The organism is Leclercia sp. W6 (genome assembly GCF_003336345.1).
GTDB lineage: Bacteria > Pseudomonadota > Gammaproteobacteria > Enterobacterales > Enterobacteriaceae > Enterobacter.
The window spans coordinates 1,425,578-1,447,428 of sequence record NZ_CP031104.1; the positions used below are offsets into that span (position 1 = coordinate 1,425,578).

A 21,851-nucleotide genomic window follows, 5' to 3' on the forward strand; every position below is an offset into this window, starting at 1 on the left:
GCCTGGAGGTTAACTGACGGTGACGGTGCACGCAGCAGAGGAAAGGGTTTTGCCAGCGGCGTCTGTAACGTCGCAGGTGTATGAACCGGCATCACCGGATGCGACAGATGGGATGTTGAACGTCGAAGCGGTTTTGCCTGGGATTGCCGTGCCGCCTTTCTTCCACACGTAGGTGTAAGGCGCTGAGCCGCCCTGCATAACTACAGCCAGGTCCAGCGCTGAGCCAACAGCTGCAGACTTGGTGCCCGGCAGGTTAGTCAGGAATGCCAGCGGCATAGCAGAGGAATCAGCGATCGGGTAAATCTGCATATCCGACTCGAAGTTCATACGCGTTTCATTGCTTTCCACGGAGTTGATTTCTGTACGCGGCACACGCTGGAATGAGACTCTGGCGGAGTAATAACGATCCGCTTTGCCACGCGGGTTATGGAACCACACCGCCGTGGTGTCGCTGGAGTCGTCCAGGTCAATCAGGCGTTTGTAGATCGCCAGTTGCGGGTCATGCGCGAAGGTGTAGACCTGAACCACGGCATTTTTGAACGTCGGGATGGTACGGGCCTTATCATCTTCCAGGAACTGCACGCTGATGGTCTGCTGGTCACCACCCTCAGTGGACAGCGTCATGACCTGCGGCATGGTGATCCACGAATCGACTTTTCGCAGAGTACCCGCGCCGATGCCCGCCGGGAATTTCTTGGTGTCGGTGGTATCGAAGGCTTCCAGCACAATTTTGGTGCCGGTCACCGATTTAACGCGCAGCACCATATTATCGAGCTTGAGCCAGCCAGAGCTTACCTGGACCACGTCGCCCGCGAGGATCCCGGCAGCCGAGGCAACGGTCAGTTCGCATTCCGTCGCGTTGGAGGCTGCAGTGAAGACAATCGGCGCAAGATAGGCCTTGGCCACGTTCACACGTGACCCGTTAGGGATTGCGAATGCCATTGCATTCTCCTGAATTGAGGAAATAAAAAACCCGCCGGGTGGCGGGTCAGTAATCAGCGCGGTACTGCATGCTGACAGGGGTAGTGTAGGTGATGGAGCCGCTACTGCCGTTTGGTGCAGATGTCGGGCGATCCTGTATCGGCGTGCGCACCTGCGGCGGCCCGTTGATGTACACAGTCAGATCACCATCCACTAGCGGCAAACCTTCGGGGAAGGCGTCAGCGACCGATTTTGCCAGCCGCCTGGCCTGAGTCACGCCACTTCCAGCAGGGGCAATGATGTTGAGCTGGAGAATGCCTTGGTACGTACGCAACTGGCCTTCAAGATCCTGCCCCACGGTTTGTGCAGGCAAGACATAAACGCGCCCATAAGGCGCATTATCCGGGGGAGTAAACGCGATGTTCGGCCATGCCACAGGCAGCCCGAGCGAGGAGCAGATAACCGCTACACGACCTTCCAGCAGGTCAGCGATCCGTATTGACTGGTCACTGGCCATTGCGCACCTCACTCATTGCCTCACGGAACAGCTGCGCGGCATCCAGCGCAGTGATGCCCACCATGCCGCCAGGGGCCTGACCGGAGTGCCCGTTCTCCAGCGCCTGTGCATACGGCAGGTTATTGGTGAAGTAAATCGAGCTGACCTGCCCTACCCGGAATACCTCGAGCACCGCCAGGCCGCGTGAGTTTGAGCCCTGACCTGAGGCGTCCGGCGTATCATTGGACTGGGTCGGCTGGCTATCAAAACCCACATACCAGTTGTTCTTGAAGCGCCCGCCGACATAGCCATCAGGCTTTTTGATGTCCATCGAGTCGTTAACTCGCAGGCCACGCTTAAGACGTCCTGATTTGGTCAGGTTGGCCGGGTCATCACGCAGGGTCGCGTTATGCTCCCGCACCGCAGTGTTATAGGCTGTCGCAGTCTGGTTGACCTGCCAGATATCAGGCTGGCCTACCGGGGACATTTCGACTAGGCGTCCGAGGATTTTAATACCCGTCCGGCGGACCACTTCGTCCATCTCCTGCTTTGAACTATCCACGAACAACTGAATGGCAGCCAGGAACGGTTGATTAACAGATCCGGCCATAGTTACGCCCTCAGCTGGATGTTGTAGGAGATCACCATATCGGCAGGCTTAACCGGATTCGGCTGCACCACCCGCCACTTTTTGCCGTCGATTTCGATGCGGTCATCGATGCGCACTTCCGTTTCGAACGTGGCCACCAGATTCTTATCGCCGGTGGCGATCAGGGAGCCGTCGATTTCGCGGGAGGAGTATTCGGTGATAACGCCGGTTACGGTCGCGGTAATGGCCGGGGTGGTGACTTCCTTCCCGAACTGGTCGCGGATCGTGCCGCCTCCGCGGGTAAGCTGATAAGCCTTCCCATTCTCGGTCAGTAGCCGGGTTGCGGTCGCGCGCATGCGACGGTAGTCGATTGACATATCACCCCCTTTCGATACGGATTTGATTGCCGCCCACCACCAGCCCGCGCAGCGAGGAATAGAGCCAGGGGAATGACGGCGCGGCCTTGTTCGTGCCCGGTTCGTACTGCACTGTCACCGCGCCCTCGACGCGCTCCATGACCACCGCCCCGCCACCAGCAACCGACGGCGTGAGATCAATCTCCTGCGATTCGATAGCCAGGCGGCATTGCGCGTCAACCAGGCGCTGCGGGATGAAGTCATCCGGCAGGTCAACGCCATCGAAGCGCACGCCTGCACGCGGCCACGACAGCGGCTGTGAGGCGCTTGAACGTTGGCCGCGCCATGCCTTCCCTTCCAGATAGTCCATTGCCTGCATCAACAACATGCTGCACTCGTCGTCATCGGCAGGAACGGTATATCCGCGCCCTGCCGCGAACGCGCGCAGGTCAACGACGCTGGCGTAAGTGTTGAAATCGGGCGAATGGGGATCGGCAACCAGCATGGTTATTCCTCCAGACGCCAGTCCAGCGCCAGCCAGTTATCCACTTCGTCAGGGTGAACCTCAGCGCTCAGCGGGCCGCCGGGGAACTCTGGCACGTCACGCACCATGGCCACCAGCTCAATGCCAGGCTGTTCCTGCTGCTGGTCCTGCTGGGTAGGAGCATGTTCAACATCGTTCTGCGCAGCAAGCTTTTCAGCCTCACGCTGCGCGCGCTGCTCTTTAGTTAATCCGGCCATTGGGCCTCCTGAATCACAAAGGGGCCGAAGCCCCATTGGTTAACCCATGATGATGGTGGAATGCTCAGGCTGCACGGCTGCAACGCCCCACGCCACACCAACTTCATAACGCACCTGACGGTACTGGCGATACAGCGCGATCTGGAAGGTGATGCCGGATACCGGGTCGGTCACGTTCATCACATCGTCGGCGGTGTCGCCGCCTTTTGGCATTGCCGGGGTGCGGCACGCCAGCAGGAATGCGTTGCGGTCGAACGCCATGTTTGGCGCAAACTCGCTCAGCACGGTGACGGCTGCCTGGTCTGCCAAATCCTGACGCAGGCCCGGTGCAGCAATGGTGATGCTGGAAGAGGTAGCGGCCACCACCAGATACTGATTGTCGTCACCGTCGAATTTCACTGCGGTGCCGACTGCAATCCCACCAGTACCTGCAGAGATAGCAACGATGATGTCGCCTTCTTTCTTCGCGCCGTTGACCTTATAGCCAGCAGCGGTGCTTTTCGCGGTGCGCTTGATGTTGGCGGATTCATGTAGGTTGAAGCCCATCACGCGACCGATGATGCCTTCGCGCAATAGCTGGTCGGTTCCGGCTTCATTCGCTTTGAACAGCACGGACTGCTTACCACGAATGGAGGCCATCGCCTCACCGCCCAGCACCATACGCAGGTCGGTAGTTGGCGCACCGTTATCAACCAGAATCTGGCGAGCCAGCGCCGCATCAGACAGGTCGTCTTTGATGCTGAACGGGGTATCCTTCGGCGCGCCCACTGCACGGGATGATTTGTAGTACAGCGCCGCCAGGTCAGCGTCCATCTCATTGCTCAGCGCACGGAAGGCCTGGGAAAACTGGTCAGCCAGGATGACGTCGTAATTACCTGACGGCCCGATAGCCAGCTGTTCTTCACCGTTCCATTTGACCGGGGCCATTTTGGATTTGGTGATTTTGACATCCACGGTACCGATGTTCTGATCGCCATCGTTCGGTGCGGTCGCTGCAGGGGTGATATCGACGGTGGTGGTTTTTGGTGCCACCGGCGCGGTGACGGTCTGGTCTTTAGCCGCAGCATCAGCTTTCGCGTTGCGCGCCACGGCAGGGATGAAGCCCACTTGCTCGCGGGATACGCGGTTCAGTGCGGTGTACAGAGTAGGAATCAACCCAGTAAGCGTATTGCTCATATTCTAAATATCCTTTCGATTAATCGACGATGCTGATGCCGTCGCTAAGCGCAGCCTGCTTGCCTGCGCCATCAAGAGCATCAAACGCACCGCGTTTCATGGTTTTCTGCCCGGCCTGATGCTGCGACTGGTGGGAGCCACCACCGCTATTGCCGGACGCTTTGAGGATGTAGTCTTTCTGCGGATGCAACTCGACCAGAGATTCCAGCGCTTCATCGAAGCCAGCCAGTTCACCGGGTTTGGTACGGGAAAACACCTTATTACCCTGCCCGTCGTAAGCCACGACCTTGCCATCTTCGATTTTGAAGTTCTGTCCGAAGTGGGAACGCACGAACTCAGCCGGGATCGCCATCTTCTCGGAGATGAACTTCGAACCACCGAAGCGGCCGCCGATCATCTCGTCGTAGAGCTGGGTTTCGAGCTGTTTGGTCTTGCCGTTCGCTTCGTCCAGCTGCTGCTGGTAAACCTTGGTGATCTCGGCCTTCACCTGGTCAACGGCGCCAGCGTCAATCAGCTTCTTCTGGTCGATTTTGGTCATCATTTCCAGGGCCTCAAGCGCCTTGGTCGGGTCGGAGATGCCAGCGAATTTCGCGAGACTGGCTTCCGCCGCCTCCTTCGCCTCACGGTGGGTTTTGGCCTCACCGTTCAGGGAGGTAATTTTGGTCATCGCTGCGGCTGCATCGAACGGGAACTCTTTGCCGTCATCATGGACGTACACAGGCATACCGTTTTCAACAACCACATTTCCGTTAGCATCGAGTTTGAGTTTCATTGTTTTGCTCCAGCCTTCCGGCCATTGGTTGTGGGTCATCCGACCCGGTCACCGCGTCGCATCCGCTCAGCGGCAGGCATAAAAAAGGCCGCCCGGAGGCAGCCTGATGTTGATGAGGTTTGTGTTACTCGAATGCCGACGCATCCACGCGGCGCAGTTCGTCCAAGGTAAGAAACTCCCCGGCATCATTGAACATCTCCGGCACCGTGATTTTGCCGTCACGTAGCATCATGGCGCGGGTGACGCCCAGCACCTGCTCCTGCCGTGCGTACGGTTGACGGGTAAGCCAGTCGGCATAGCTGGTTTGCGCTGGTACCTGCCCGTCCATCGAGGCGCGCGTAGCGCTGCTCAGCTCGCCAGAGGATATCTGCAATTCTTCCCATGATTTGGTAATCAGGATTTCGCCGGAGCGGCAGCAGAAGTGGATTTTGCCGGGGCCGCGCAGATACGGCACCACATGGCCCAGCGGCTTGCCGTCGAGGGTGTAGAGTTTGCGGTCGCGGATAATGCACCACTGAGAGGTATGCGTATCCAGCGTGGAGGACCACTGTTTGGCCTTCACGATATCGCTGTTGGCCTGGGCGAACTCCTGGCGCGCCGTGGCGGCCATATGATTGACCGCGGTGCGGGTCACCACAGCCAGGTCACGGCGGGATGCGTTAATCACCCCGTCTTCACGGTTGAGTTTCGGCGTGCCGGCAACGCGCTTAACGATCTGCTCTACCGTTTCACCCTGGAGAAAGCCGGAGCGCACAGCGTTGGTGATTTTGTCCAGCCGATCCGATTCGAGCTTCTGGCCCCACTCCTTCAGCAGACGCCCCTGAAACGGCTGCGCCACCGCAGCGGCGTACACCTGCTCCGGAGCAATACTTTGCAGCGGTACATGCTTTAGCACTTGCCGGGGAATGATGCTGCTGAACAGGTCCAGCTGATACCCGGCCTCATATTCAACGTAGCGCATCAGTTCGCGCGCCAGCGCATCATTGACCGGTTCGTAAGCCTTCTGGTTCAGGTCACGTACGCCAGCCAGCAGCGAAGCGAGGCGGCGAGCACTGTAGGTGTCGGCACGCTTGCCGTCCAGCAGCACCAGCAGCCTGGCCGCCAGGTCTGCATCCAGCTTGTTCAGTAGCGCCACCATGCGCCGAGCGACGCCATTACCATAGCGGGTCACATACAGGCCATGCGCTATCGTCTCGTCCTGTAGGCGATCGTTAACCGAGCGGGCCATATCACACCTCGCCCGGTGGCGGTTCGGCCAACGTGGCTGACTCGGCCAGCAGCTCGCTCAGCACCACATCAGGATCCGCATCAGCATCAATGATGTTCAGCTTCTGCAATGACTTAATCGCATCCACGCGGCGAATATCACCGCCCTGGCGCAGCGACTGAATAGCCAGCGCCGCCGGAGGGTTGAACTCTTTCGACTCAACATCCAGCTCGGTCCTGACATCGACGCTGCCGCCTTCTTTCTCGCCGATGTACTCGGCCATGATTTGCAGGATGTTGTCGATCGCGTCTTCCAGGCTGGTTGCCATGGTGTAGAGCGGGGACTGCTCCTGCATCTTCTCTTCTGAGGTCTGGTCTACGGACTTGGTCGAGGTATTGTCGGTGCGCAGCAGCTTCGCGCCAGCCTGGCGCATCTGCTCCACCAGCTCAGCCAGCGACTCTTTGCCAGCGCCAATGGAGGAGCCGGTGTGCTCGACGTACTCGAGGCCCTGTTTCTGCCGATCATTGAAACTTGCCGCAGATGAAGAACCAATTACCAGTTCCTGCCCCTCCTCCAGCCCGAACACGGTGAGGATGGGCACCCGGGCGACGTGCAGGATGTTGTCCTGCTCGCTCTGGCTCTGCCAGTGCTTGACGTTCAGCAGCGCCATGTTGAGCAGCGGCGGTGAGCCGCACATAAAACCGGTGCGTTTGGTGTAGAGCGTGACCAGGGTGATGTCCCGGCGGGAGGTCTGCCACTCTTCATGCAGCGCCCAGCCCACCTGGCCATCAGTACCAGTGGCCTTGCGGTAAATCTGCACATGCCCGGGCGTCAGCAGTCGAATCTGCTCGACCTTTGTCTGCCCGAAATCGTCACCATCCTCGACCACCACCTCTTTGATGCGCAGCGACGTGAGCACGACCTTACCGCCGGTCATCTTCGACTTCCAGCCGATCACCTGGCGGGGATTCAGCATGGTGACGTACGGGCGCGCGCCGGTCGCCTTTTCGTCAGCTTTCGTCCTGACCTGCTCTGCGTCCACACGCGGATAGTCCACCAGCGCATGGGACAGACCGTACTGCATCGCCAGGCTGAAGAACGCCTGCGCCCATACATCGAGGCGGGTGCCTTCAAGGTCCACGTCTTTCGCGAACTCACGCAGCTGGTCCGGCACGTTTTCGCCCAACTGGATTGGTTCAGCGAATACGCGCCCGACGTTCTGGTTGATCGTCTCTTCGTAGGCAGGAAGTAGCGTGGCCACCGCCAGGCGCTTTTTGTAATCTTCTTTGTCCTCTTTCGGCCAGCGCGGCAGATAAGCCTCACCAAGCTGGCGCATGTACAGCGTGCCGCCCATCAGGGCGTCGTTAATGTCCCACGCCTGCACCATGTTCCCATAGTCCAGATTGGGGGTAGAGATATCGGGCATGGTTTACATCCGTAGTTTGGTGACTTTGCCTGTTGGCTTGATGATCGGGAATTGCTTCACGATGTAATACCCACCAGCATCATTGGGGTGATCGTTATCAGCGGATTTGTCCGGCTCGCCGTTGGCCGCCCATACCTGCTGCTCGAGGCTGTCGGTATAGACCGGGCAGCGGGTGACGTTCACTTTGTAGCGCCGTTCGCCGTTGCCGTTGCAGAACATCGCGTTCATGGAGTTAATGCGATCCTTCACCGGCGGGTTGGCGGCGTTCACCACCACGCTGAAACCAGCCTGTTTAAGCTGCGCGATATCCGTGGCGCTGGCATTGTTCGATTTGCGCGAATCACCGGAAGCATCGGGGTATATGTAAATCTGGCGAGAAGAGACATAACGACCGCCCTCATAGCGCCAGAACTCTTCCTGGATACGCTTAATCATCGCCGGGGTATCGTAGACCTTCACCAGCTCACGAACAGCCCGTGGCTCTCCGTCGCGCAGCACATGCACGATGGCTGCCATCTTCCCGACGTTGAAATCCATGCCGATATACAGCGGCTCGCCTGCCTGTTCCTCATCGGTACAGCCATTAAGCTGGCGATCGAACTGGTGATAGATGGTGCCGCTGGTCAGGTTGGTGAATTTCCCACGCAAGTACGCCTTAATCAGTTCTGGCGGATAGGAGTCCATCAGCGACGGGATGTAATCGTGCGGAAGATTAGCCTCATTATCGAACGTTGAGGCCTGAATCAGCCCATACAGCGTAGCCAGCTCAGGCTTATCCCGCACGGCTTTAACAAACTGCTGATAGACGAATTTAAACCCCTCCGGCGTGGTGGTCACATCGATGCCGTTACGCAGGCCGTCAACCTTGTAACGCATACGAGCGATGATTTTTCGCCATGCCTGCTGCGCTTTAGCGGCAGCCATAACGTCCAGCTCATCAACCATCGCGTTGCCGATTTTAAAGCCGACGATAGATCCAGGTTTCTCCATTGAGCGGCAAATCGTCGTACCGCGATACTGGCGTCCGGCGTAGAAGTGAACCTCTTTGTTTCCCTCGTTGATTTTGACGTTCATCCCCCAGTCGAAGGCCACCTCTTCCACTGTCGGATAGAAGATGTCACGGATCTGCGGATAGGTCGGCGCGAAGTAGCCCTGGTTGATCTTGGGAAACTCCCACATCCCCTTGCAGATGCCGCCGCAGCCAACCCACGTCTTACCGGAACCGAACCCGGCAACGTAGGCCTTAAACTTATGCGGCATAGCGAGGAAACGCGCCTGGGGAACGTTAAGCGTCGGCGCTATCATCACGAACCCTCGCGTCTACCACGTTAATGTTGATTGCAACTGGTGCAGGAACATCATCATCAGGATCGGTCGCCAGCTCTTTCCGCAGTTTCTCCACCTCCAGCTGCCGGCGCTCAATTTCAATCTGCTGCAGTCGCTGCGCAAATTCGCTATCGGCCAGGCCCAGGCGCTTCATCACTGCTTCATACATACGCTCACGGCTAATAGCCGTTATCTCAACGCCATTCTTGCCCAGCTTCACGCCGGAGTAAGCCAGGGCCGCATCAGGAGGAAGTTTTCGGGTGTCAGCGAAGTATGGTTGTCCTATTCCGTCGCCATTGCAGCGTGGGCATTCAGGGTTAGGCTCGCGATTGTGGTCATAGCCATAACCTCCAGGGTCTTCCGGGAGTTTTGCTCGTTCGTTGCCTTCAGCCTTTGCGAGAGCTTCGTCGAACTCAACCGCATCGCGCCATTGGTAGTGATGACCGAAGCCCCAGCAATAGCGGCAGGCGCCGCGACGATATTGTGAGAGCTGATTGGCGTCGAACGTGGCGAGTTGCCACATTTGGGCAAGGACTTCATCGGCACTGCCGAGACTGCGCTCAATGGAGGCTTTTTGCTGCTGCGCAATGACCTGCGCAACGTTAGGATTCGTTATGAGCTGACGACCGTAGTTTGGGTCACTATAACCAGCACGTGCAGCGGCGGCGGTGGCGTTATTGTCCTTAAGGTATTCAGCAATGAAGCGCTTTACCTTCGTGCTTAGCTGTATGTCCACCAGCTCTTCTGCGCTTTGTTCTTTCTGCGCAGTGCGCATTTTCTTCTGCGCAGTTTTTTGCGCATTTTGCGCAGTTGGCTTTTTGAGATATCGACGTGCGGTCGCGTAGTTTAGTCCCTGCGCTTCACACCACTCCTTCGGTGATACGCCGGTTTCGGCATGATCGGACAGGAACCGTTGCTGAAGCACGCCCCAGTCCGGTTTTGCCATTGGTCACTCCATTTATCCCCTATAGGGTGTATTTTTGGTTTATCCGCTCAAGGGGATAACCATTATCAAGCCCACCAGCAGATGAGCTTTGTAATGGCTACTGTCTGAACGTAGCGATGCACATCTTCAGAACCACGAGTACGATTTTTTGAGCCATACTTGTAACAACCGCATTTTTCTTTTTGTTTCATCAAACAGAGGAGGAATGTATGCAGTTAGTAAGTGAGAATGGTGTCGTGTCTTCCCGGGATTTAGATTTTCTTGCCTCAAGCTTTGCCCGGATGCACTTGCAAGGCCGACATCTCTGCACGGATGCATTAACCGGCAACATGGATGAAGACTGCCGGCTGTGGTTCCTTCAACGTTATGACTTTTACGTTGAACAGCTAAAAGAAAAGGAACTGCAGTAGTAAGCACGGGCCGGGTGGTGTCAGCTGCCCGGCACTCACTTTAAAGTAACACTTTATACCAGGCCTGCCAGCGATACGTGTTGAGCCGCAGCTGACGCAGGCATTGGGCGGTTTCAATATCAGCCTGCAGATCTTCGTCGCTGTTGGCGCCAGCGTTACTTCCCCTGCACGGCTCCTGCATCAAATCCGCTGATGGAGTTGGCAGCATCGATAGCCTGTTGCCGCAGCCGGACAGACTCATCATCAAAATCACAAACGGTACGATTCGGATCCTGGACATATTTCACCACATCGCGGGTTATGGTTCGGTAGATGATCCTGCCTTCGTCGCTGGCCTTAGCGGCCTTCTGCTCAACAGGCTGAATCGCCTTCTCTGCTTTGGCGCGCTTATCGGCAGCCAGCACGTTGATATGGTCGGAGTGGGCGTACCAGCCATTCCGGTAACGTAGCTCGCCATAGCTACCTATCAGCATTACGGCCACGAGGGCGATCAACAGAATCGTTCGTATGCTAAAGGTCATTACTGCTCTCCGCCAGGCACATGGATCGCTCCATCTCTCGCCGGTTCTGGAGGCCTTTCCACTTCATACCACCAGCGTAAACCCAGCGCCGCATCTCTTCACACGCGCCGTCGTGATCACCTTTGTTCAGCTTACGCAGCAGAGTGGACTTCGAGAACGCATCAGAACCAACGTTAAAGACGAAGCTGTAGAGCGCGGCGCGCTGATATTCGCCCAGTGGTACTTTGACCAGGTTATCTACCGTGCGCTTTGCTGGCTGCAGATCTTTCCACAGCATCTGGTCACATTCACGATCGGTATACTTTTTCCCGAGGACAATATCCCGTCCTGTATGGCCGTCGCAGACAGTCCACACCCCGGCGACGTCTTTATAGGCTTCATACTTACGTCCTTCAACGCCATCCTTCCCACCGAGAAACAGCGAGGCTATCAGCATTGCACCGCCACCAGCTGCTGCGATCAGTTTATTGCGAAAGCTACTGGTCATCGGCATATCAGTCTTCTCCAACTTTTACCGCCGGGCCATATTTCTCCAGCGCCTTAACCTGCGCATTGGCGACCTTGCGTTTGAAGTACCAGTTAATGAGCCCTGTAACGATTATCCCGGCAATACCAGCCAGTACGCCGATGGCGCTCCATTCGTCAGGGCTCAGTTTAGTGAGGACGCCGTTCAGGATGGTTCCTCCTGAGGTGCCGAGGGCGACTCCGGTGACAAGTTTGCTCATACGGGACATTTCTCTCACCTCGCTTGGATGCGGGTGTTATGTGGGTAGGGCTCAGGCTCTCCGGATGAATTAATGACAAGACCTTTGATGGGGGTTCCGGAAGCCTGAGATAAAAAAAAGGCCCGCTTATTCAGCAGGCCAAACTGAGTTTTTAATCTAAGTAGGTAGGCATGATACCAGGCCATCATCTGTATAACAGCCGTGTCGAGCAGCGTCATTTACCGGTCAGGATGTCCGGTTGATGGTTATGGCCTGGTTCACGATTTAATAATAGCACTACTAACGAAGCGCATATAAAAAAGCCTGCTATTACAAGCAGGCAAAATTTAAAATCAGGTATGGATACTAAGATAAGTGCCGGTTGCCTCCCGGTAACTCGTTACCAGTTATACGAGCCGCAAGCATATCTGCACTTAGCAGTTAACTGGATTGCCCCGCCGCACAGGGGGATTCACCTGACTCTTAACAATAGCAAAAGTTTGTCAGAATTCTAAAGTGTCGATGCTCAAACAGAAAACTGGAAGCAAGTTCCATTAAGCCATCGAGCGGCACGCTTCTGCGCAACGAAGGCAAGCTTCAGAGCATTTCTGACAATGTTCTGCTTCGTGCTTCCCACATTCTTCACCGCATTTCTGACAGACTTCTGCGCAGACACGGCATAGCGATTTGGCAAATTCACTATCAAAGGTCATAAATTGCGCTGCGAGCCGACAAATATTCGCGCACTGCATATCGAGTCTTATGCACTCACGCATCATATCCACTTGTTCTTCTTTCAGACATGAAGCAGCACAATAATCACAGGCAGCCGCGCATTTGTAGCAGGCCTCGATGCATTCAGCATGGTTAATTGGCATATTTCGCTCCTTTCAGTCGTAAGCAGAAAACTAAGTCTGGTTACAGGAGTGCGATGATGCCAGTTAATAGGAGCGTTATTCCAAATTCGCCTAAATTGTAATTACAGGGAACGCATTCGAATAACGACTACCTTCATCAAATTCCGAAACGACTAACGATCTCATGATGGTGTAAGAGGACCTTCCAGAACTTCTGCTTCACCATTATCACAAATGGGATCCCCCTGCGTCAGGTGCCAGATACCGGTTACGGTCTTACCCGTTTCAAGGTCTTCGGTTTCTCCGTGGGTGTAGTAGGCAACCTGGACCTTCCCTTGGTGCTGTATCCAGTAAAATCCTTCCTCCATAATCATTGTCCTCTGCAAGCTCTGACAGAACTCATCAAGATGACATTATCTGATATGTAAACCGGAATCCAGGCTTGCTGTGCGCCACATAACTTACATCAGGGCCGGACAAAGAAGTGCATGAGTGGGTGTGATGCCGGGTGCCTCCCGGTGACTCTGCGCCAGACCACAGAACCGCGTTCTACTCACCTGCCAGTCTAGTCGCCCCGCCGCATAGGGGGATTCATCACAGGCACAGCCTAGTCTTCTTCCTGCCATAAAGCTATTTATATCTGTATATTTATTCAGTATGAACAAAAAGACCAGCAGTGCTGTGCTGGTTAGGGTCAGGTAAAACAAAAAGGCTGCCAATCGGCAGCCTTAAAAACTGTGGTAATGGAACTGTAGTGCCGGGTGCCTCCCGGTGACTCTATGCTAGACCACAGAATCGCGTCATTCACCTCCCAGTCTAGTCGCCCCACCGCTTAGGGGGATTCACCACAGGCGCAGCCTAATCGCTTTCCTGCGATAAAGCTAACTTTATCTTTTTATTTATTCGGTATGAACGAAAAAGACCGGCGATACTATGAAGACCAGAATCATGTAAAACAAAAAGGCCGCCAATCGACAGCCCTGGGAAGAGATGATACGGAGGTCGTGGTGCCGGGTGCCTCCCGGTGACCCTGTGCTAGACCACAGAACCGCGTTTACAAACCCGACTCGTTTTGCCTAGCCGCCCCACCGCTGAGGGGGATTCACCACCCGGGCACTCTACGTTGCTTGCGCCTTAAAAGATACATTTAACTTACAAGTTACTTAATAATAAAAAACCCCGCCATAGCGAGGTTCAGGATTTTTAACTCTGGACATATAAAGCCCATCGTTAGTAAGAAATTAACACAGATTCCGGAAAAGTAAATAGCCCTCGCTTGAAACGTAAGCTATTTCCGTGAGCGCTATCGCGTTATCTGTTTCAGCTGCGCCTCTGCCCACGCCTCTTCAATGTCGAATTTAGTGATCAGCTGGTCGTAGAACCGCTTAACCGACTTTTCCCAAGTAGCAACAGAGATCGCATCGGTAATCTGGCAAACAGCCGCATATGCCTCAGTTGAAGGGATCCGCTCATAGCCACGCCCGCCGCAGCGCTTGCAGTCGGCCAGGACCGGCATGCCCTGCTTCTCAGTCAGTTTCTGATTTACCGCTTTACCGCGCCCCCGGCAGTCACTGCATGCTGCGCTGACCTGACCTGCGCCATTGCATTTTTTGCACAGCACTTTAACGGTCTCTTGAACCTTCACCATGCCGGCCACGATCATCTTACCTTCCGGCTTGCGGTATTTATTGGTGAAAACATCAGCCTCAATGAACCCCTGCCCCGCGCAGCAATCGCACTGCTTAACGCTGGCGGCGCTACGGGAATAATCCTCGAAAGCGAAGGCGGCCAGCTGGCGCACCACCAGCGGCTTAACCGCGGCATCCAGCTTGCGCAGCGCGGCGACCTTATCGCATTTGCTCAGCGCGTAATCGGCCAACAGCGCGATCGCCCGCTCCCTGTCGTTATTGCTGATCCCCATCTTTCCGAGGAAAGCGCTGTACCCCATGGCGGCGCGTTCCTGCGTCATGCCCATGGCAGCCATGATATCTGTACAGGTCAGTGCATCTGATGCAGTGGCGCGCGGGGAGTCGCTGATCATCGTGGATTTTGCGAAGTGGTATTTCACGGTGTTTTCGAGGTTCATGCTGCGGCTCCTGCCATCTGGTAAATGCGAATAAAGTTGCGAAGAATGCGGTAGTCCACCAGCACCGTTCCGGGGCGGCGATAAATACGGAGGCGCGACCAGCGCATGCGAAGAGATTCGATTAGTTCTGGTTTCATGCAGCCACCTGCTGTTTTAGTTTTTTGAGCTTTGCGCGGTACTCATCGCGGATCCGGATGTAGTCGTCGCGCTTCCATTTCGGTAATTCATGCGGGCCCATCAGGACGTCAAAGCGGGCCTGGCCGATTTTGGCGATCAGCGCCGGGCGGTATGCCGTCAGGTTGCCGGAGAGGTGGTTATTGCAGGCCGAACACTGCTTATGGCAATTGTCCTCGTTGAAGCGCAGCTCCGGGTTAGCGCCGGTAGTGCGGAAGTGTCCTGCGTGGTATTGCCCGTCATGGTATCGATCGCAACTGATGCATGGCTGATGCCGATCCCGGTACCGGATGAACTCGTTGAAAGACTGCTGTGCCTGGTCGCGGAAATAACTTAACGGCTTCACTGCCTGGCGACGTTCAGCCTGCCGCGCACGCTGCGCCTTCTCCTCTTCACGCTGGCGCTTCTTATCAGCACGCTGAGCCTCGGCCCGGGTCTTCGCAGTCTGCGCTTTGGCAACGGCGGTGGCGCACTCGTAACAACAGACCACCTGTCCGTCACGGGCCGGGTGGAACCACTCACGGCAGCTCTGGTTTGCGCACTTGCGGCGGGGTTTCTTAGCCATGCTCACCCCCAGACCTTTTGGCGGAACGTACGCGGCGTGGGCTCGAGGTACTTCACCTCCTGCCGCTCTACGCTGACGGTCCATGTTTGGTAGCCAGGATTGAGGCTGCGCGTTACGGCTACGCCCCGGCGCTGGTACTGCCGCTGAAGTTCCTCGGCCTGCTCGGTTGTGCATTCGGTGTAGTGGAACCATGATTTAGCCATCTGATCAGCTCCCGAAGCTCAGCAGCTGCGCAGCGGCGTTCTCAGCCTCGCGCTGATCCCTGAATGCGCGCGACAATATCCATCGCCAGAGAACATCGAGCGCGGCTTTGTAGAGCTGGTGAAACTCGGTCTCGTCCATATTGGCAAAGGCAATGCTGCGGGGATGCTTCCGGAGGGTGCCGTCAGGCAGTTGAATTGTGTCGTAGTGCCCGGATTCGATGGTTACCCAGGCGCGGTAGGCGTCGAAGGATTTGCACAGACTGATGCCATTGGTGATGCGGCGGCTGCCCACCTGCTTAAGATACTGCTCAGCAGCATCCAGCAGCGCGGCTTCGCTCCCGCCGAATGATGCCAGGAAGTTCGCGTAACCGGTCACCAGCTTGCGTTCGTTGGAGGAGATAGCGCCGCCGGTTGGCTCCCAGTATTCGAAGCCAAGATTCAGCAGAGCAAAGAAACGACGATGGAAGGCCGGGTTACGGACCTGTTTGAAGTCGGCCACCAGCACGGCGCCGAGCTTGATTTTTGATTGCAGTAATTCGCTGGTCTCCGGCGAGGCGGGGATCAGGGTTCCTGCAGAATTCTTGATGAGTTGTAACTGCGCCATGGTGTTCTCCGTGGCGCATCAGGTCAACGGGTGTTCAGTCCGTTGATATCATAATATCAGAGGGTTGATTGACGTGGTAGCCGAGGCGGCGAAGAAAACGGGTTCCGGAAGAAAGATTAAAAATCCCTTCATCCTCCAGCAGCGGGCGGCACGACACCATGCCATTCCTGGTGTAAACGAGACATCGGCTTTCAAACGGCATTGAACCAATAAGCTTGCCGTCTGAACGCCTGATAATGTCGTACCAGTCACCCTGCTCCTGCTTTTCTTTCACATCGACCTCCTCACTTTGCTATCACCAAATACCCTCTCCCGGCGGGGAGAACTCCACTCCACAGAGCCAAAATAACAAATGGCGCAAATTTCCTAATAGGTTCGCCGGAAGAAAAATTCATTTTTTTCTGTAGCACTTAAACCATACAACAAAACACTGTATATATAAACAGTAATTATCCGTTTGGCTTAAGTATGCACATGAAATGCATGTCTGTGCAAGTCCATTCATCTCATTGATTTGAATAAATTTTTACGCTACTTCCATGTAAAAACTGACCGTTATTTTTAACACTTAGTCGGGGCTAAAAGTACTGGGGTAAATATCTGATTAGAAAACCCTCAACCCTGATAAACGTAGAGCAGGCCTGGACCTGAGGGTATATTGCGACGCTGACACTTAATGTCAGGTTGATAATTTGTTGCTGTGCTGTGGCTATTATCTAATCGATTTCATAGTTCAATATTCTGGTATCGATCGGTATTATCGATCGGGTGCGCCGGGGTGGTTATTCAGGCGAGAAAAAGGCCTCCGGGGAGGCCCTGGCTGTCGATATGGGAATCCCTATATCGCTTTTATGATCTGTTTACGGCCCGAGGCGACTAAACCACCACTAAAAATGAGGATTGAAAGGCCCAGATACTTTTGTAAAATTTAAAGTTACGCCTAAGGAAGGCAAACAGAAGCTAAGCAAAACAGGGAATTAAATAAAAACTAAAAAAAGATGAAGTAGAAGGTTCTATTGTTGTTCCACTCCCTTAAAAGGTGTTTCTATGGCTACCTGCTCAAAATGTTTCAGAACTATTACTAATCACCATTGCCCTCACTGTGAAGAGGAAGAGCGATCCAAGATTAGGTTTGATTTTACTCCCAACCCCACCACTTACAGACATCCATCACCACCAAGCAATCCATATCAAGACAACCACGGGGGCGGGAATGTATATGGTGGGAAGAAGCTGCCAGCCACTACTGGTGAAATAATTTTCAATGTGATTGCAGCCATTGTAATTATTGGTATTTGCCTGTTTGTTGCTTATCAAGTGATGATTTCGGCTTAAAACACGTATCGCCTCACATACTACGCCGGGAATTATCCCGGCATTTTCAAGCCGACATTGGATCATGCCAGCTCCTGTTGCTTTAAGCCTGTCCTCAATAAGTACTTTTGTTAGCATGTTTTTTAAGCAGCCCTCTCCCGCTGCCCGCACATCTCCCGCAGGTTTGCACATACCAGCGCGTCAGCGAAAGGAGGTCGCTTCGGTTGCCATATAACTCTGATTTTGGGAGGATGAGACTGACAGTCTCGGCGGGTTCACGCACATTAACTTGAGGATATGTTTATGGGTTTCTGGGGAAAAGGTAATAATCCATTTTTTAACCACGACTTCGATGCCGCGCAAAGGGATAGAGACGCACACAGAGCAAGCGAGGCTGCTCATAAAGAAAAACTAGCTCACGAACTTGATTTACAGACTCAGCGTTTGGACGCGAATGCCGCTCTTTCGAAGCTGAGAAGACAAAAAAATGCTATGGAATCTCAATATCAAGAAAAAATTAAAGCATATGAGGCACAATTAGCAGAAATGCGAAAAGTATTCTATTGCATGGTTATTCGTTCTTGTATTTTTGAAAAAAACCTCAACGATTTCATTAAAATACACCCTGAACTGAGTGAAGAATTATTAGATAACCTTCAGGATGCTGAAGAGCACTGTTTTGCTGCTGATTATAGAGATAAGTGGTGGAAATGGGTCAATGAAGTAGAAATTAACTATGACATGGAATATTTGAAGCTTCCCTTTCCAAAAAGGGAAACAAAAAAATAATCTGATTACTAATATAATCCCCTCAGCATTGAGGGGATTATAGGCCAGGTGCAATTTGTTTTGACTGACATAGCTCCGGCAAATTTTCCCGCACCAGCGCCTCAACGATCACCGGCATGTTCAGGCGCTCTTTGTACGCAACTACGGAAGCTGCAAGGTCAATGTTCCCCTTGTCGAAGTCTTCCTGTGGTTTTTCTGCAATGTTGTGATTAATCATCGATTACTTCGTAATCATTCAGAATACGTCCCAAGACAACCCTTGAAGTGCGCTCTGTCGAGAAACGAAACCCATCGCTAATCTGTGTTAAGATTGGGCCACTAAATAAAACGTTTCCTAAATATGAAACATCCATCATGCCACCCATATTTTCCTTAGAAATGGATCGAATCCTATTCGCACAATAATCGGTAAAGTTGATGGATAAACTTTCTCCCTCATCCTTTCCCGTATAATTAATTTCCTTTATGCAATCAGGCATGAATGCGTAATTTTTCCCGTTTACAGCAAATTCCAAGCCACTGCGTGCAGCGCTCGCACTCACGGAGACAAGCGCTGCTGATATCAAAATACATACCTTTAATTTCATATCCCCTCCATATTGAAGAGGATTATACATCACACCTGCTGAGGTGCTGCTGCAATCATCGCAGACCAGCACAACTTAGCCTGGTGCGCTGCCTGCTCGCAGCCACTCATAGCCTCGAATGCCTCCCACGCTTCTGGATCGCGGAACTCCTCACGTAGCTCTGCCTCGAAACCAGCAATCACCATGTCTTCTGTCGGCTCAACCGGCACAGCCGCCCAACCATCAGGCATTAACGGAACTGACCGCAGAGCCAGCAACTCGTGGATCGCCTTTACCGCATCGGCAATCATGCGATCTCGATTGCTCCCTTCCGCATACTCCAGCGATGACGCCAGTTCATCACGAACGCGGATCAGGCGCTCGACACTAAGCGGGCCGTTGGCCGGGTGATCGCCGCCCAGTCCGGTCGGAGTAAAGGCTTTGTTGATGGTCATAGGGTTGCTCCTTGGCGACGAACGTAGGCTGCATAGCTTTCGGCTCGCTCAGCAGTCAGGTTGTAACTGCTTTGCATGTTGCAGGAACACCCATCCTCGCTTGCAAATTTTCGATATGCGATCGCCATTTCATCCAGGCCACGTGATCGCATTTCAGCCAAGAAGGCGTCGGTGGCTGGGGTTTTAACTTCACCGCCTGCTACCAGTTCAACCTTGCATTCATGCTCCCGGCTTTCGCACACACGATAGGTGCGGTTCGGTAGCCGGTTGGCAACCTGCACAATGAACTCGTCGTTGTAGTCGAGCGTACATGCCTCAGCAATCTCCTCCGGAGTGTCATATGGGGCCTCTGGGTCTTCAGCATCCCAAAACATCAGGTTCGACTTAAGCGCCGCGTTCTCCGCAGCCAGTTGATCGCGCTGGGCTTGCGTGGCATGCAGCGCCGCGGTGGTGCAGTCCAGACGTTCGGCCAGACGAGTCAGCATCTTCGCAATGTCGATGATCGGCGTGTCGCTGCTCATCGCCTTCGCAAATTGATGGCCCACAGCCACCAGCTCTTTGTTGTTCAGTGAATCACTCATGCCCGTGCACTCCCGATAATTTTGTGGATCTGATAGCCCTGCCAGTTCTGGCGGCATACGTCTGCGATGCTGGGTTTATGGCGCATCACCGGCAGTGGCTTAATGCGCATCTCTCCGCCCGGCTGCATGACGTAGACCGGGTGGCGGCGCTGGCCGATATTCTTCACAGCACCAGCAGAAACGAGATGCTCCAGCAGGCGACAGGCCTTTTTGCTGTCGCACCCCAGCAGCCGGCGAACCTGACGCGGGGTGATCTCGCCGCCGTGCTGGATAGCGCGGATGATTGCCCAGAGGTTGTTACTTGCCATCTGTAGCCCCCTGGCCACCCACGGCACGCAGGTGTGACACGTTCCCGCGATAACTTGCCCAGTCGAAATTGACCCAGACGCCCGAGTCCATCCGCAGACGATCGATGACCCGCGCGCCGAGGGTAGCCACCAGCTCGTCGTAATTCAGGTTGCTCAGGATGCCTACTGGCTTCATGGCGGAAAGACGGCGGTCGATGACCTGATTGATGATCACCTTCTCACCGCTAGAGCCGCGCTGAATCCCCACCTCGTCCAGCACCAGCAGGTCGACATTGCAGAGGTCGTTCAGCAGCGACGATTCGGACTGACCGTCGTCGTAGCACTCGCGTACTCGGAGCATCAGGTCAGGGATGGTCACCACCAGAACGGAGTGGCCAGCGGCCAGCAGGTAGTTACCGATCGCCGCCGCCAGGTGGTTCTTTCCGGTCCCCGGCGCGCCGCTGAATACGAAGCTTGCGAACCCGCCACCCCCAAAGTTCTGCGCGTAGCTCTTCGCCATGCTGTACGCCTGGCGCTGCTCCGGGCTCGACACTTGGTAGTTTGCGAACGAGCAGCTGCGGTGCAGAGCCTGGATGCCTGCGCGGCCAAAAATCTTCTCCGAGCGCGTACGCTGGTTCTGCTTGTCGATCTCCTCAGAACGCTTGCGCGCCTCAGCTTCCTGCCATGCCTGCCACTCTTCGACGCTGTTAAATTTCGGCTGTACGCTGGCCGGGATGAACTTCTTCAGGCGCTCAAGTGCGCTGCCAGTTCCGATTAAGCTTTTCATCGCTACCCCCTGAAACCCGTTGGGATTTTCTTGTCTGGCTTGGATATGTGATTAACATCCCGCCCCGCATTGCGGCTGCTCAGGCCGAATTTTGGCTTGAACAGTCCCTGGTACCCGTTGGCGATACTGGCATTGATTACGGCTACCGGATCGTGACCTTCGTCCAGACACTGTTTCAGCAAGCTGAACGCCTTGGTAACGGTCATCTCGGTTTTGATGGCTTTGCCAGACTGCTGGCGATAGGCGACCCACTCACTCCAGGACGATGCATCCAGCCATTCAGGAACCGGTATGCTCAGCGGGTCAAACTTCACCTTCCCCCTTGGGGGATTAGAGGGGGTTAGATCTGTATTTATATTTGTCTTTGGAAGAATGTCTTTGGTGTTCCCTGTTTTCGGGGATACCTTTCCCTGTTTTCGGGGATAACCATCCCCGTTTTCAGGGATGGTTTGAGGGGTATTTTTGCCATCCCCGTTTTCAGGGATAGCCGTCCCTGTTTTCGGGGATAACCATCCCTGTTTTTGGGGATTGTAAAGACTGACTTCAGGGATCGAGACAACCCATGTGACAGCTTCAGCAGCCGGGAAAGCCGCCGGGCATCTTGTGCAATTTGGCTTTGCGTAAGCCCATTTATCCAGATTGGTGTTGATCCCTATGTATCTGGTTTGCCCAATCCGACGCAGGATGATGATGTTCCGGTAAGCCAAATTCAGCACGGCTTCAGAAACATGCTTCACTTTCAGCGCCGTTTTGTCTGCGATGAGGCTGTTGGCGATCCTGTCCGACTTTTTGGACCAGCCATAGGTCAGACGGACAATAGCGTTCAGAACGCGGAATTCGCGGCCTGATAGCTCAACGATACACAGGGCATCCTGAATCTGGTTGGCTAAACGCAAATAGCCGTTCTCCAGTTCAGCCATGCGACTCTCCTGCTTCCCCTCCTGAGTGGGGAATTTGAATATTTCAGCGGTATTTGACATACTGATCTCCGC

The 21,851-nt window shown here is 54.6% G+C and carries 32 protein-coding genes and 1 pseudogene; 3 read left to right on the forward strand and 30 right to left on the reverse strand.

Annotation, left to right across the window (positions count from 1 at the left end; genetic code table 11):
• Positions 1-9: 9 nt before the first annotated feature.
• The 12 genes from DVA43_RS06890 to DVA43_RS06945 all read right to left on the reverse strand — a co-directional run bounded on the left by DVA43_RS06890 (position 10) and on the right by DVA43_RS06945 (position 9,956).
• The gene (locus DVA43_RS06890; protein WP_114315045.1) at positions 10-942 is read right to left on the reverse strand and encodes a phage tail tube protein; all 933 of its coding nucleotides are present in this window, start codon (positions 940-942) and stop codon (positions 10-12) included.
• A 46-nt stretch (positions 943-988) separates the two neighbouring features.
• Positions 989-1,450, reverse strand: a complete 462-nt coding sequence (locus DVA43_RS06895) for a DUF4128 domain-containing protein (protein ID WP_246842283.1) — start codon at positions 1,448-1,450, stop codon at positions 989-991.
• Positions 1,428-2,027 (reverse strand): hypothetical protein, encoded by a 600-nt coding sequence (locus tag DVA43_RS06900; RefSeq protein ID WP_114315047.1) that lies wholly within the window; start codon positions 2,025-2,027, stop codon positions 1,428-1,430. The genes DVA43_RS06895 and DVA43_RS06900 overlap by 23 nt, the downstream gene beginning before the upstream one ends.
• 2 nt (positions 2,028-2,029) lie before the next feature.
• Positions 2,030-2,383: a hypothetical protein gene (locus tag DVA43_RS06905; RefSeq protein ID WP_114315048.1), complete on the reverse strand. Its 354-nt coding sequence runs from the start codon at positions 2,381-2,383 to the stop codon at positions 2,030-2,032.
• Between the two features lies 1 nt (position 2,384).
• A complete protein-coding gene (locus DVA43_RS06910) occupies positions 2,385-2,867 on the reverse strand; it encodes a DnaT-like ssDNA-binding protein (RefSeq protein WP_114315049.1) in 483 nt (160 codons plus the stop codon).
• A gap of 2 nt (positions 2,868-2,869) precedes the next feature.
• A complete protein-coding gene (locus tag DVA43_RS06915; protein ID WP_114315050.1) occupies positions 2,870-3,103 on the reverse strand; it encodes a hypothetical protein in 234 nt (77 codons plus the stop codon).
• Between the two features lie 39 nt (positions 3,104-3,142).
• Positions 3,143-4,279, reverse strand: coding sequence for a P22 phage major capsid protein family protein (locus DVA43_RS06920; protein WP_114315051.1), 1,137 nt, complete (start codon positions 4,277-4,279; stop codon positions 3,143-3,145).
• Positions 4,280-4,298: 19 nt separating this feature from the next.
• The gene (locus tag DVA43_RS06925) at positions 4,299-5,051 is read right to left on the reverse strand and encodes a DUF6651 domain-containing protein (RefSeq protein ID WP_114315052.1); all 753 of its coding nucleotides are present in this window, start codon (positions 5,049-5,051) and stop codon (positions 4,299-4,301) included.
• Between the two features lie 124 nt (positions 5,052-5,175).
• On the reverse strand, positions 5,176-6,279 hold the full coding sequence (locus DVA43_RS06930) for a phage minor head protein (RefSeq protein WP_114315053.1): 1,104 nt from the start codon (positions 6,277-6,279) through the stop codon (positions 5,176-5,178).
• Between the two features lies 1 nt (position 6,280).
• Complete coding sequence (locus tag DVA43_RS06935; RefSeq protein ID WP_114315054.1) at positions 6,281-7,684, reverse strand: DUF4055 domain-containing protein; 1,404 nt, start codon at positions 7,682-7,684, stop codon at positions 6,281-6,283.
• A gap of 3 nt (positions 7,685-7,687) precedes the next feature.
• A complete protein-coding gene (locus tag DVA43_RS06940; protein WP_114315055.1) occupies positions 7,688-8,992 on the reverse strand; it encodes a terminase large subunit domain-containing protein in 1,305 nt (434 codons plus the stop codon).
• Positions 8,970-9,956: a terminase small subunit gene (locus DVA43_RS06945; RefSeq protein WP_114315056.1), complete on the reverse strand. Its 987-nt coding sequence runs from the start codon at positions 9,954-9,956 to the stop codon at positions 8,970-8,972. Before DVA43_RS06945 ends, DVA43_RS06940 begins: the two co-directional genes overlap by 23 nt.
• A 209-nt stretch (positions 9,957-10,165) precedes the next feature.
• Between DVA43_RS06945 and DVA43_RS06950 the strand changes: the two genes are divergently transcribed.
• Positions 10,166-10,366, forward strand: a complete 201-nt coding sequence (locus tag DVA43_RS06950; RefSeq protein WP_114315057.1) for a glycogen synthesis protein GlgS — start codon at positions 10,166-10,168, stop codon at positions 10,364-10,366.
• Between the two features lie 155 nt (positions 10,367-10,521).
• Here the strand turns inward: DVA43_RS06950 and DVA43_RS06955 are convergent, their stop codons facing one another.
• The 11 genes from DVA43_RS06955 to DVA43_RS07005 all read right to left on the reverse strand — a co-directional run bounded on the left by DVA43_RS06955 (position 10,522) and on the right by DVA43_RS07005 (position 16,354).
• Complete coding sequence (locus DVA43_RS06955) at positions 10,522-10,839, reverse strand: hypothetical protein (protein ID WP_371414031.1); 318 nt, start codon at positions 10,837-10,839, stop codon at positions 10,522-10,524.
• A 37-nt stretch (positions 10,840-10,876) separates the two neighbouring features.
• Positions 10,877-11,380, reverse strand: a complete 504-nt coding sequence (locus tag DVA43_RS06960; protein ID WP_114315059.1) for a lysozyme — start codon at positions 11,378-11,380, stop codon at positions 10,877-10,879.
• 1 nt (position 11,381) lies between these two features.
• The gene (locus tag DVA43_RS06965; protein WP_051916132.1) at positions 11,382-11,612 is read right to left on the reverse strand and encodes a class II holin family protein; all 231 of its coding nucleotides are present in this window, start codon (positions 11,610-11,612) and stop codon (positions 11,382-11,384) included.
• A 533-nt stretch (positions 11,613-12,145) separates the two neighbouring features.
• The gene (locus tag DVA43_RS06970; protein WP_103179202.1) at positions 12,146-12,469 is read right to left on the reverse strand and encodes a four-helix bundle copper-binding protein; all 324 of its coding nucleotides are present in this window, start codon (positions 12,467-12,469) and stop codon (positions 12,146-12,148) included.
• Between the two features lie 161 nt (positions 12,470-12,630).
• Positions 12,631-12,816: a hypothetical protein gene (locus DVA43_RS06975; protein WP_103179507.1), complete on the reverse strand. Its 186-nt coding sequence runs from the start codon at positions 12,814-12,816 to the stop codon at positions 12,631-12,633.
• Between the two features lie 935 nt (positions 12,817-13,751).
• Entirely contained in the window at positions 13,752-14,534 is a 783-nt protein-coding gene (locus tag DVA43_RS06980) for an antitermination protein (protein WP_114315060.1), read from the reverse strand.
• Positions 14,531-14,671, reverse strand: coding sequence for a YlcG family protein (locus tag DVA43_RS06985; RefSeq protein ID WP_114315061.1), 141 nt, complete (start codon positions 14,669-14,671; stop codon positions 14,531-14,533). The genes DVA43_RS06980 and DVA43_RS06985 overlap by 4 nt, the downstream gene beginning before the upstream one ends.
• On the reverse strand, positions 14,668-15,273 hold the full coding sequence (locus tag DVA43_RS06990) for a recombination protein NinG (RefSeq protein ID WP_114315062.1): 606 nt from the start codon (positions 15,271-15,273) through the stop codon (positions 14,668-14,670). The genes DVA43_RS06985 and DVA43_RS06990 overlap by 4 nt, the downstream gene beginning before the upstream one ends.
• 2 nt (positions 15,274-15,275) lie before the next feature.
• Positions 15,276-15,476 carry a hypothetical protein gene (locus DVA43_RS25085; RefSeq protein ID WP_114315063.1) on the reverse strand — a complete coding sequence of 67 codons (201 nt, stop codon included), beginning with the start codon at positions 15,474-15,476 and terminating at the stop codon, positions 15,276-15,278.
• 4 nt (positions 15,477-15,480) lie between these two features.
• Complete coding sequence (locus DVA43_RS07000; protein WP_114315064.1) at positions 15,481-16,080, reverse strand: DUF1367 family protein; 600 nt, start codon at positions 16,078-16,080, stop codon at positions 15,481-15,483.
• A 34-nt stretch (positions 16,081-16,114) separates the two neighbouring features.
• Positions 16,115-16,354, reverse strand: coding sequence for a hypothetical protein (locus tag DVA43_RS07005; protein ID WP_039029266.1), 240 nt, complete (start codon positions 16,352-16,354; stop codon positions 16,115-16,117).
• A 773-nt stretch (positions 16,355-17,127) separates the two neighbouring features.
• On the opposite strand from DVA43_RS07005, the gene DVA43_RS24470 reads away from it, so the two are divergent.
• Together DVA43_RS24470 and DVA43_RS07010 are read left to right on the forward strand one after the other, a co-directional pair.
• Positions 17,128-17,415: a hypothetical protein gene (locus DVA43_RS24470; RefSeq protein WP_147271013.1), complete on the forward strand. Its 288-nt coding sequence runs from the start codon at positions 17,128-17,130 to the stop codon at positions 17,413-17,415.
• A 282-nt stretch (positions 17,416-17,697) separates the two neighbouring features.
• Positions 17,698-18,183: a hypothetical protein gene (locus DVA43_RS07010; RefSeq protein ID WP_114315065.1), complete on the forward strand. Its 486-nt coding sequence runs from the start codon at positions 17,698-17,700 to the stop codon at positions 18,181-18,183.
• An 85-nt stretch (positions 18,184-18,268) separates the two neighbouring features.
• Here DVA43_RS07010 and DVA43_RS07015 read toward each other — a convergent pair.
• The 7 genes and pseudogenes from DVA43_RS07015 to DVA43_RS07045 all read right to left on the reverse strand — a co-directional run.
• Positions 18,269-18,400, reverse strand: a pseudogene (locus DVA43_RS07015) (DNA polymerase III subunit theta); the annotation flags it as partial.
• Positions 18,393-18,770 carry an Insecticidal toxin complex protein tccz gene (locus tag DVA43_RS07020; protein ID WP_147271014.1) on the reverse strand — a complete coding sequence of 126 codons (378 nt, stop codon included), beginning with the start codon at positions 18,768-18,770 and terminating at the stop codon, positions 18,393-18,395. The pseudogene DVA43_RS07015 and the gene DVA43_RS07020, both read right to left, overlap by 8 nt.
• Before the next feature lie 29 nt (positions 18,771-18,799).
• Positions 18,800-19,204, reverse strand: coding sequence for a hypothetical protein (locus DVA43_RS07025; protein ID WP_114315068.1), 405 nt, complete (start codon positions 19,202-19,204; stop codon positions 18,800-18,802).
• A complete protein-coding gene (locus DVA43_RS07030; protein WP_114315069.1) occupies positions 19,201-19,785 on the reverse strand; it encodes a hypothetical protein in 585 nt (194 codons plus the stop codon). The genes DVA43_RS07025 and DVA43_RS07030 overlap by 4 nt, the downstream gene beginning before the upstream one ends.
• The gene (locus DVA43_RS07035) at positions 19,782-20,093 is read right to left on the reverse strand and encodes a hypothetical protein (protein ID WP_114315070.1); all 312 of its coding nucleotides are present in this window, start codon (positions 20,091-20,093) and stop codon (positions 19,782-19,784) included. Before DVA43_RS07035 ends, DVA43_RS07030 begins: the two co-directional genes overlap by 4 nt.
• On the reverse strand, positions 20,083-20,859 hold the full coding sequence (locus DVA43_RS07040) for an ATP-binding protein (protein ID WP_114315071.1): 777 nt from the start codon (positions 20,857-20,859) through the stop codon (positions 20,083-20,085). Before DVA43_RS07040 ends, DVA43_RS07035 begins: the two co-directional genes overlap by 11 nt.
• Before the next feature lie 2 nt (positions 20,860-20,861).
• Positions 20,862-21,845, reverse strand: a complete 984-nt coding sequence (locus tag DVA43_RS07045) for a replication protein (RefSeq protein WP_114315072.1) — start codon at positions 21,843-21,845, stop codon at positions 20,862-20,864.
• Between the last annotated feature and the right edge of the window lie 6 nt (positions 21,846-21,851).

Coding starts and splice junctions, on each gene's coding strand:
- DVA43_RS06890 (WP_114315045.1), bottom strand. CDS start 942: ATGGCATTCGCAATCCCTAACGGGTCACGTGTGAACGTGGCCAAGGCC.
- DVA43_RS06900 (WP_114315047.1), bottom strand. CDS start 2,027: ATGGCCGGATCTGTTAATCAACCGTTCCTGGCTGCCATTCAGTTGTTC.
- DVA43_RS06905 (WP_114315048.1), bottom strand. CDS start 2,383: ATGTCAATCGACTACCGTCGCATGCGCGCGACCGCAACCCGGCTACTG.
- DVA43_RS06910 (WP_114315049.1), bottom strand. CDS start 2,867: ATGCTGGTTGCCGATCCCCATTCGCCCGATTTCAACACTTACGCCAGC.
- DVA43_RS06915 (WP_114315050.1), bottom strand. CDS start 3,103: ATGGCCGGATTAACTAAAGAGCAGCGCGCGCAGCGTGAGGCTGAAAAG.
- DVA43_RS06920 (WP_114315051.1), bottom strand. CDS start 4,279: ATGAGCAATACGCTTACTGGGTTGATTCCTACTCTGTACACCGCACTG.
- DVA43_RS06925 (WP_114315052.1), bottom strand. CDS start 5,051: ATGAAACTCAAACTCGATGCTAACGGAAATGTGGTTGTTGAAAACGGT.
- DVA43_RS06930 (WP_114315053.1), bottom strand. CDS start 6,279: ATGGCCCGCTCGGTTAACGATCGCCTACAGGACGAGACGATAGCGCAT.
- DVA43_RS06935 (WP_114315054.1), bottom strand. CDS start 7,684: ATGCCCGATATCTCTACCCCCAATCTGGACTATGGGAACATGGTGCAG.
- DVA43_RS06945 (WP_114315056.1), bottom strand. CDS start 9,956: ATGGCAAAACCGGACTGGGGCGTGCTTCAGCAACGGTTCCTGTCCGAT.
- DVA43_RS06950 (WP_114315057.1), top strand. CDS start 10,166: ATGCAGTTAGTAAGTGAGAATGGTGTCGTGTCTTCCCGGGATTTAGAT.
- DVA43_RS06955 (WP_371414031.1), bottom strand. CDS start 10,839: ATGCTGATAGGTAGCTATGGCGAGCTACGTTACCGGAATGGCTGGTAC.
- DVA43_RS06960 (WP_114315059.1), bottom strand. CDS start 11,380: ATGCCGATGACCAGTAGCTTTCGCAATAAACTGATCGCAGCAGCTGGT.
- DVA43_RS06965 (WP_051916132.1), bottom strand. CDS start 11,612: ATGAGCAAACTTGTCACCGGAGTCGCCCTCGGCACCTCAGGAGGAACC.
- DVA43_RS06970 (WP_103179202.1), bottom strand. CDS start 12,469: ATGCCAATTAACCATGCTGAATGCATCGAGGCCTGCTACAAATGCGCG.
- DVA43_RS06975 (WP_103179507.1), bottom strand. CDS start 12,816: ATGGAGGAAGGATTTTACTGGATACAGCACCAAGGGAAGGTCCAGGTT.
- DVA43_RS06980 (WP_114315060.1), bottom strand. CDS start 14,534: ATGAACCTCGAAAACACCGTGAAATACCACTTCGCAAAATCCACGATG.
- DVA43_RS06985 (WP_114315061.1), bottom strand. CDS start 14,671: ATGAAACCAGAACTAATCGAATCTCTTCGCATGCGCTGGTCGCGCCTC.
- DVA43_RS06990 (WP_114315062.1), bottom strand. CDS start 15,273: ATGGCTAAGAAACCCCGCCGCAAGTGCGCAAACCAGAGCTGCCGTGAG.
- DVA43_RS25085 (WP_114315063.1), bottom strand. CDS start 15,476: ATGGCTAAATCATGGTTCCACTACACCGAATGCACAACCGAGCAGGCC.
- DVA43_RS07000 (WP_114315064.1), bottom strand. CDS start 16,080: ATGGCGCAGTTACAACTCATCAAGAATTCTGCAGGAACCCTGATCCCC.
- DVA43_RS24470 (WP_147271013.1), top strand. CDS start 17,128: ATGGCTACCTGCTCAAAATGTTTCAGAACTATTACTAATCACCATTGC.
- DVA43_RS07010 (WP_114315065.1), top strand. CDS start 17,698: ATGGGTTTCTGGGGAAAAGGTAATAATCCATTTTTTAACCACGACTTC.
- DVA43_RS07020 (WP_147271014.1), bottom strand. CDS start 18,770: ATGAAATTAAAGGTATGTATTTTGATATCAGCAGCGCTTGTCTCCGTG.
- DVA43_RS07025 (WP_114315068.1), bottom strand. CDS start 19,204: ATGACCATCAACAAAGCCTTTACTCCGACCGGACTGGGCGGCGATCAC.
- DVA43_RS07030 (WP_114315069.1), bottom strand. CDS start 19,785: ATGAGTGATTCACTGAACAACAAAGAGCTGGTGGCTGTGGGCCATCAA.
- DVA43_RS07035 (WP_114315070.1), bottom strand. CDS start 20,093: ATGGCAAGTAACAACCTCTGGGCAATCATCCGCGCTATCCAGCACGGC.
- DVA43_RS07040 (WP_114315071.1), bottom strand. CDS start 20,859: ATGAAAAGCTTAATCGGAACTGGCAGCGCACTTGAGCGCCTGAAGAAG.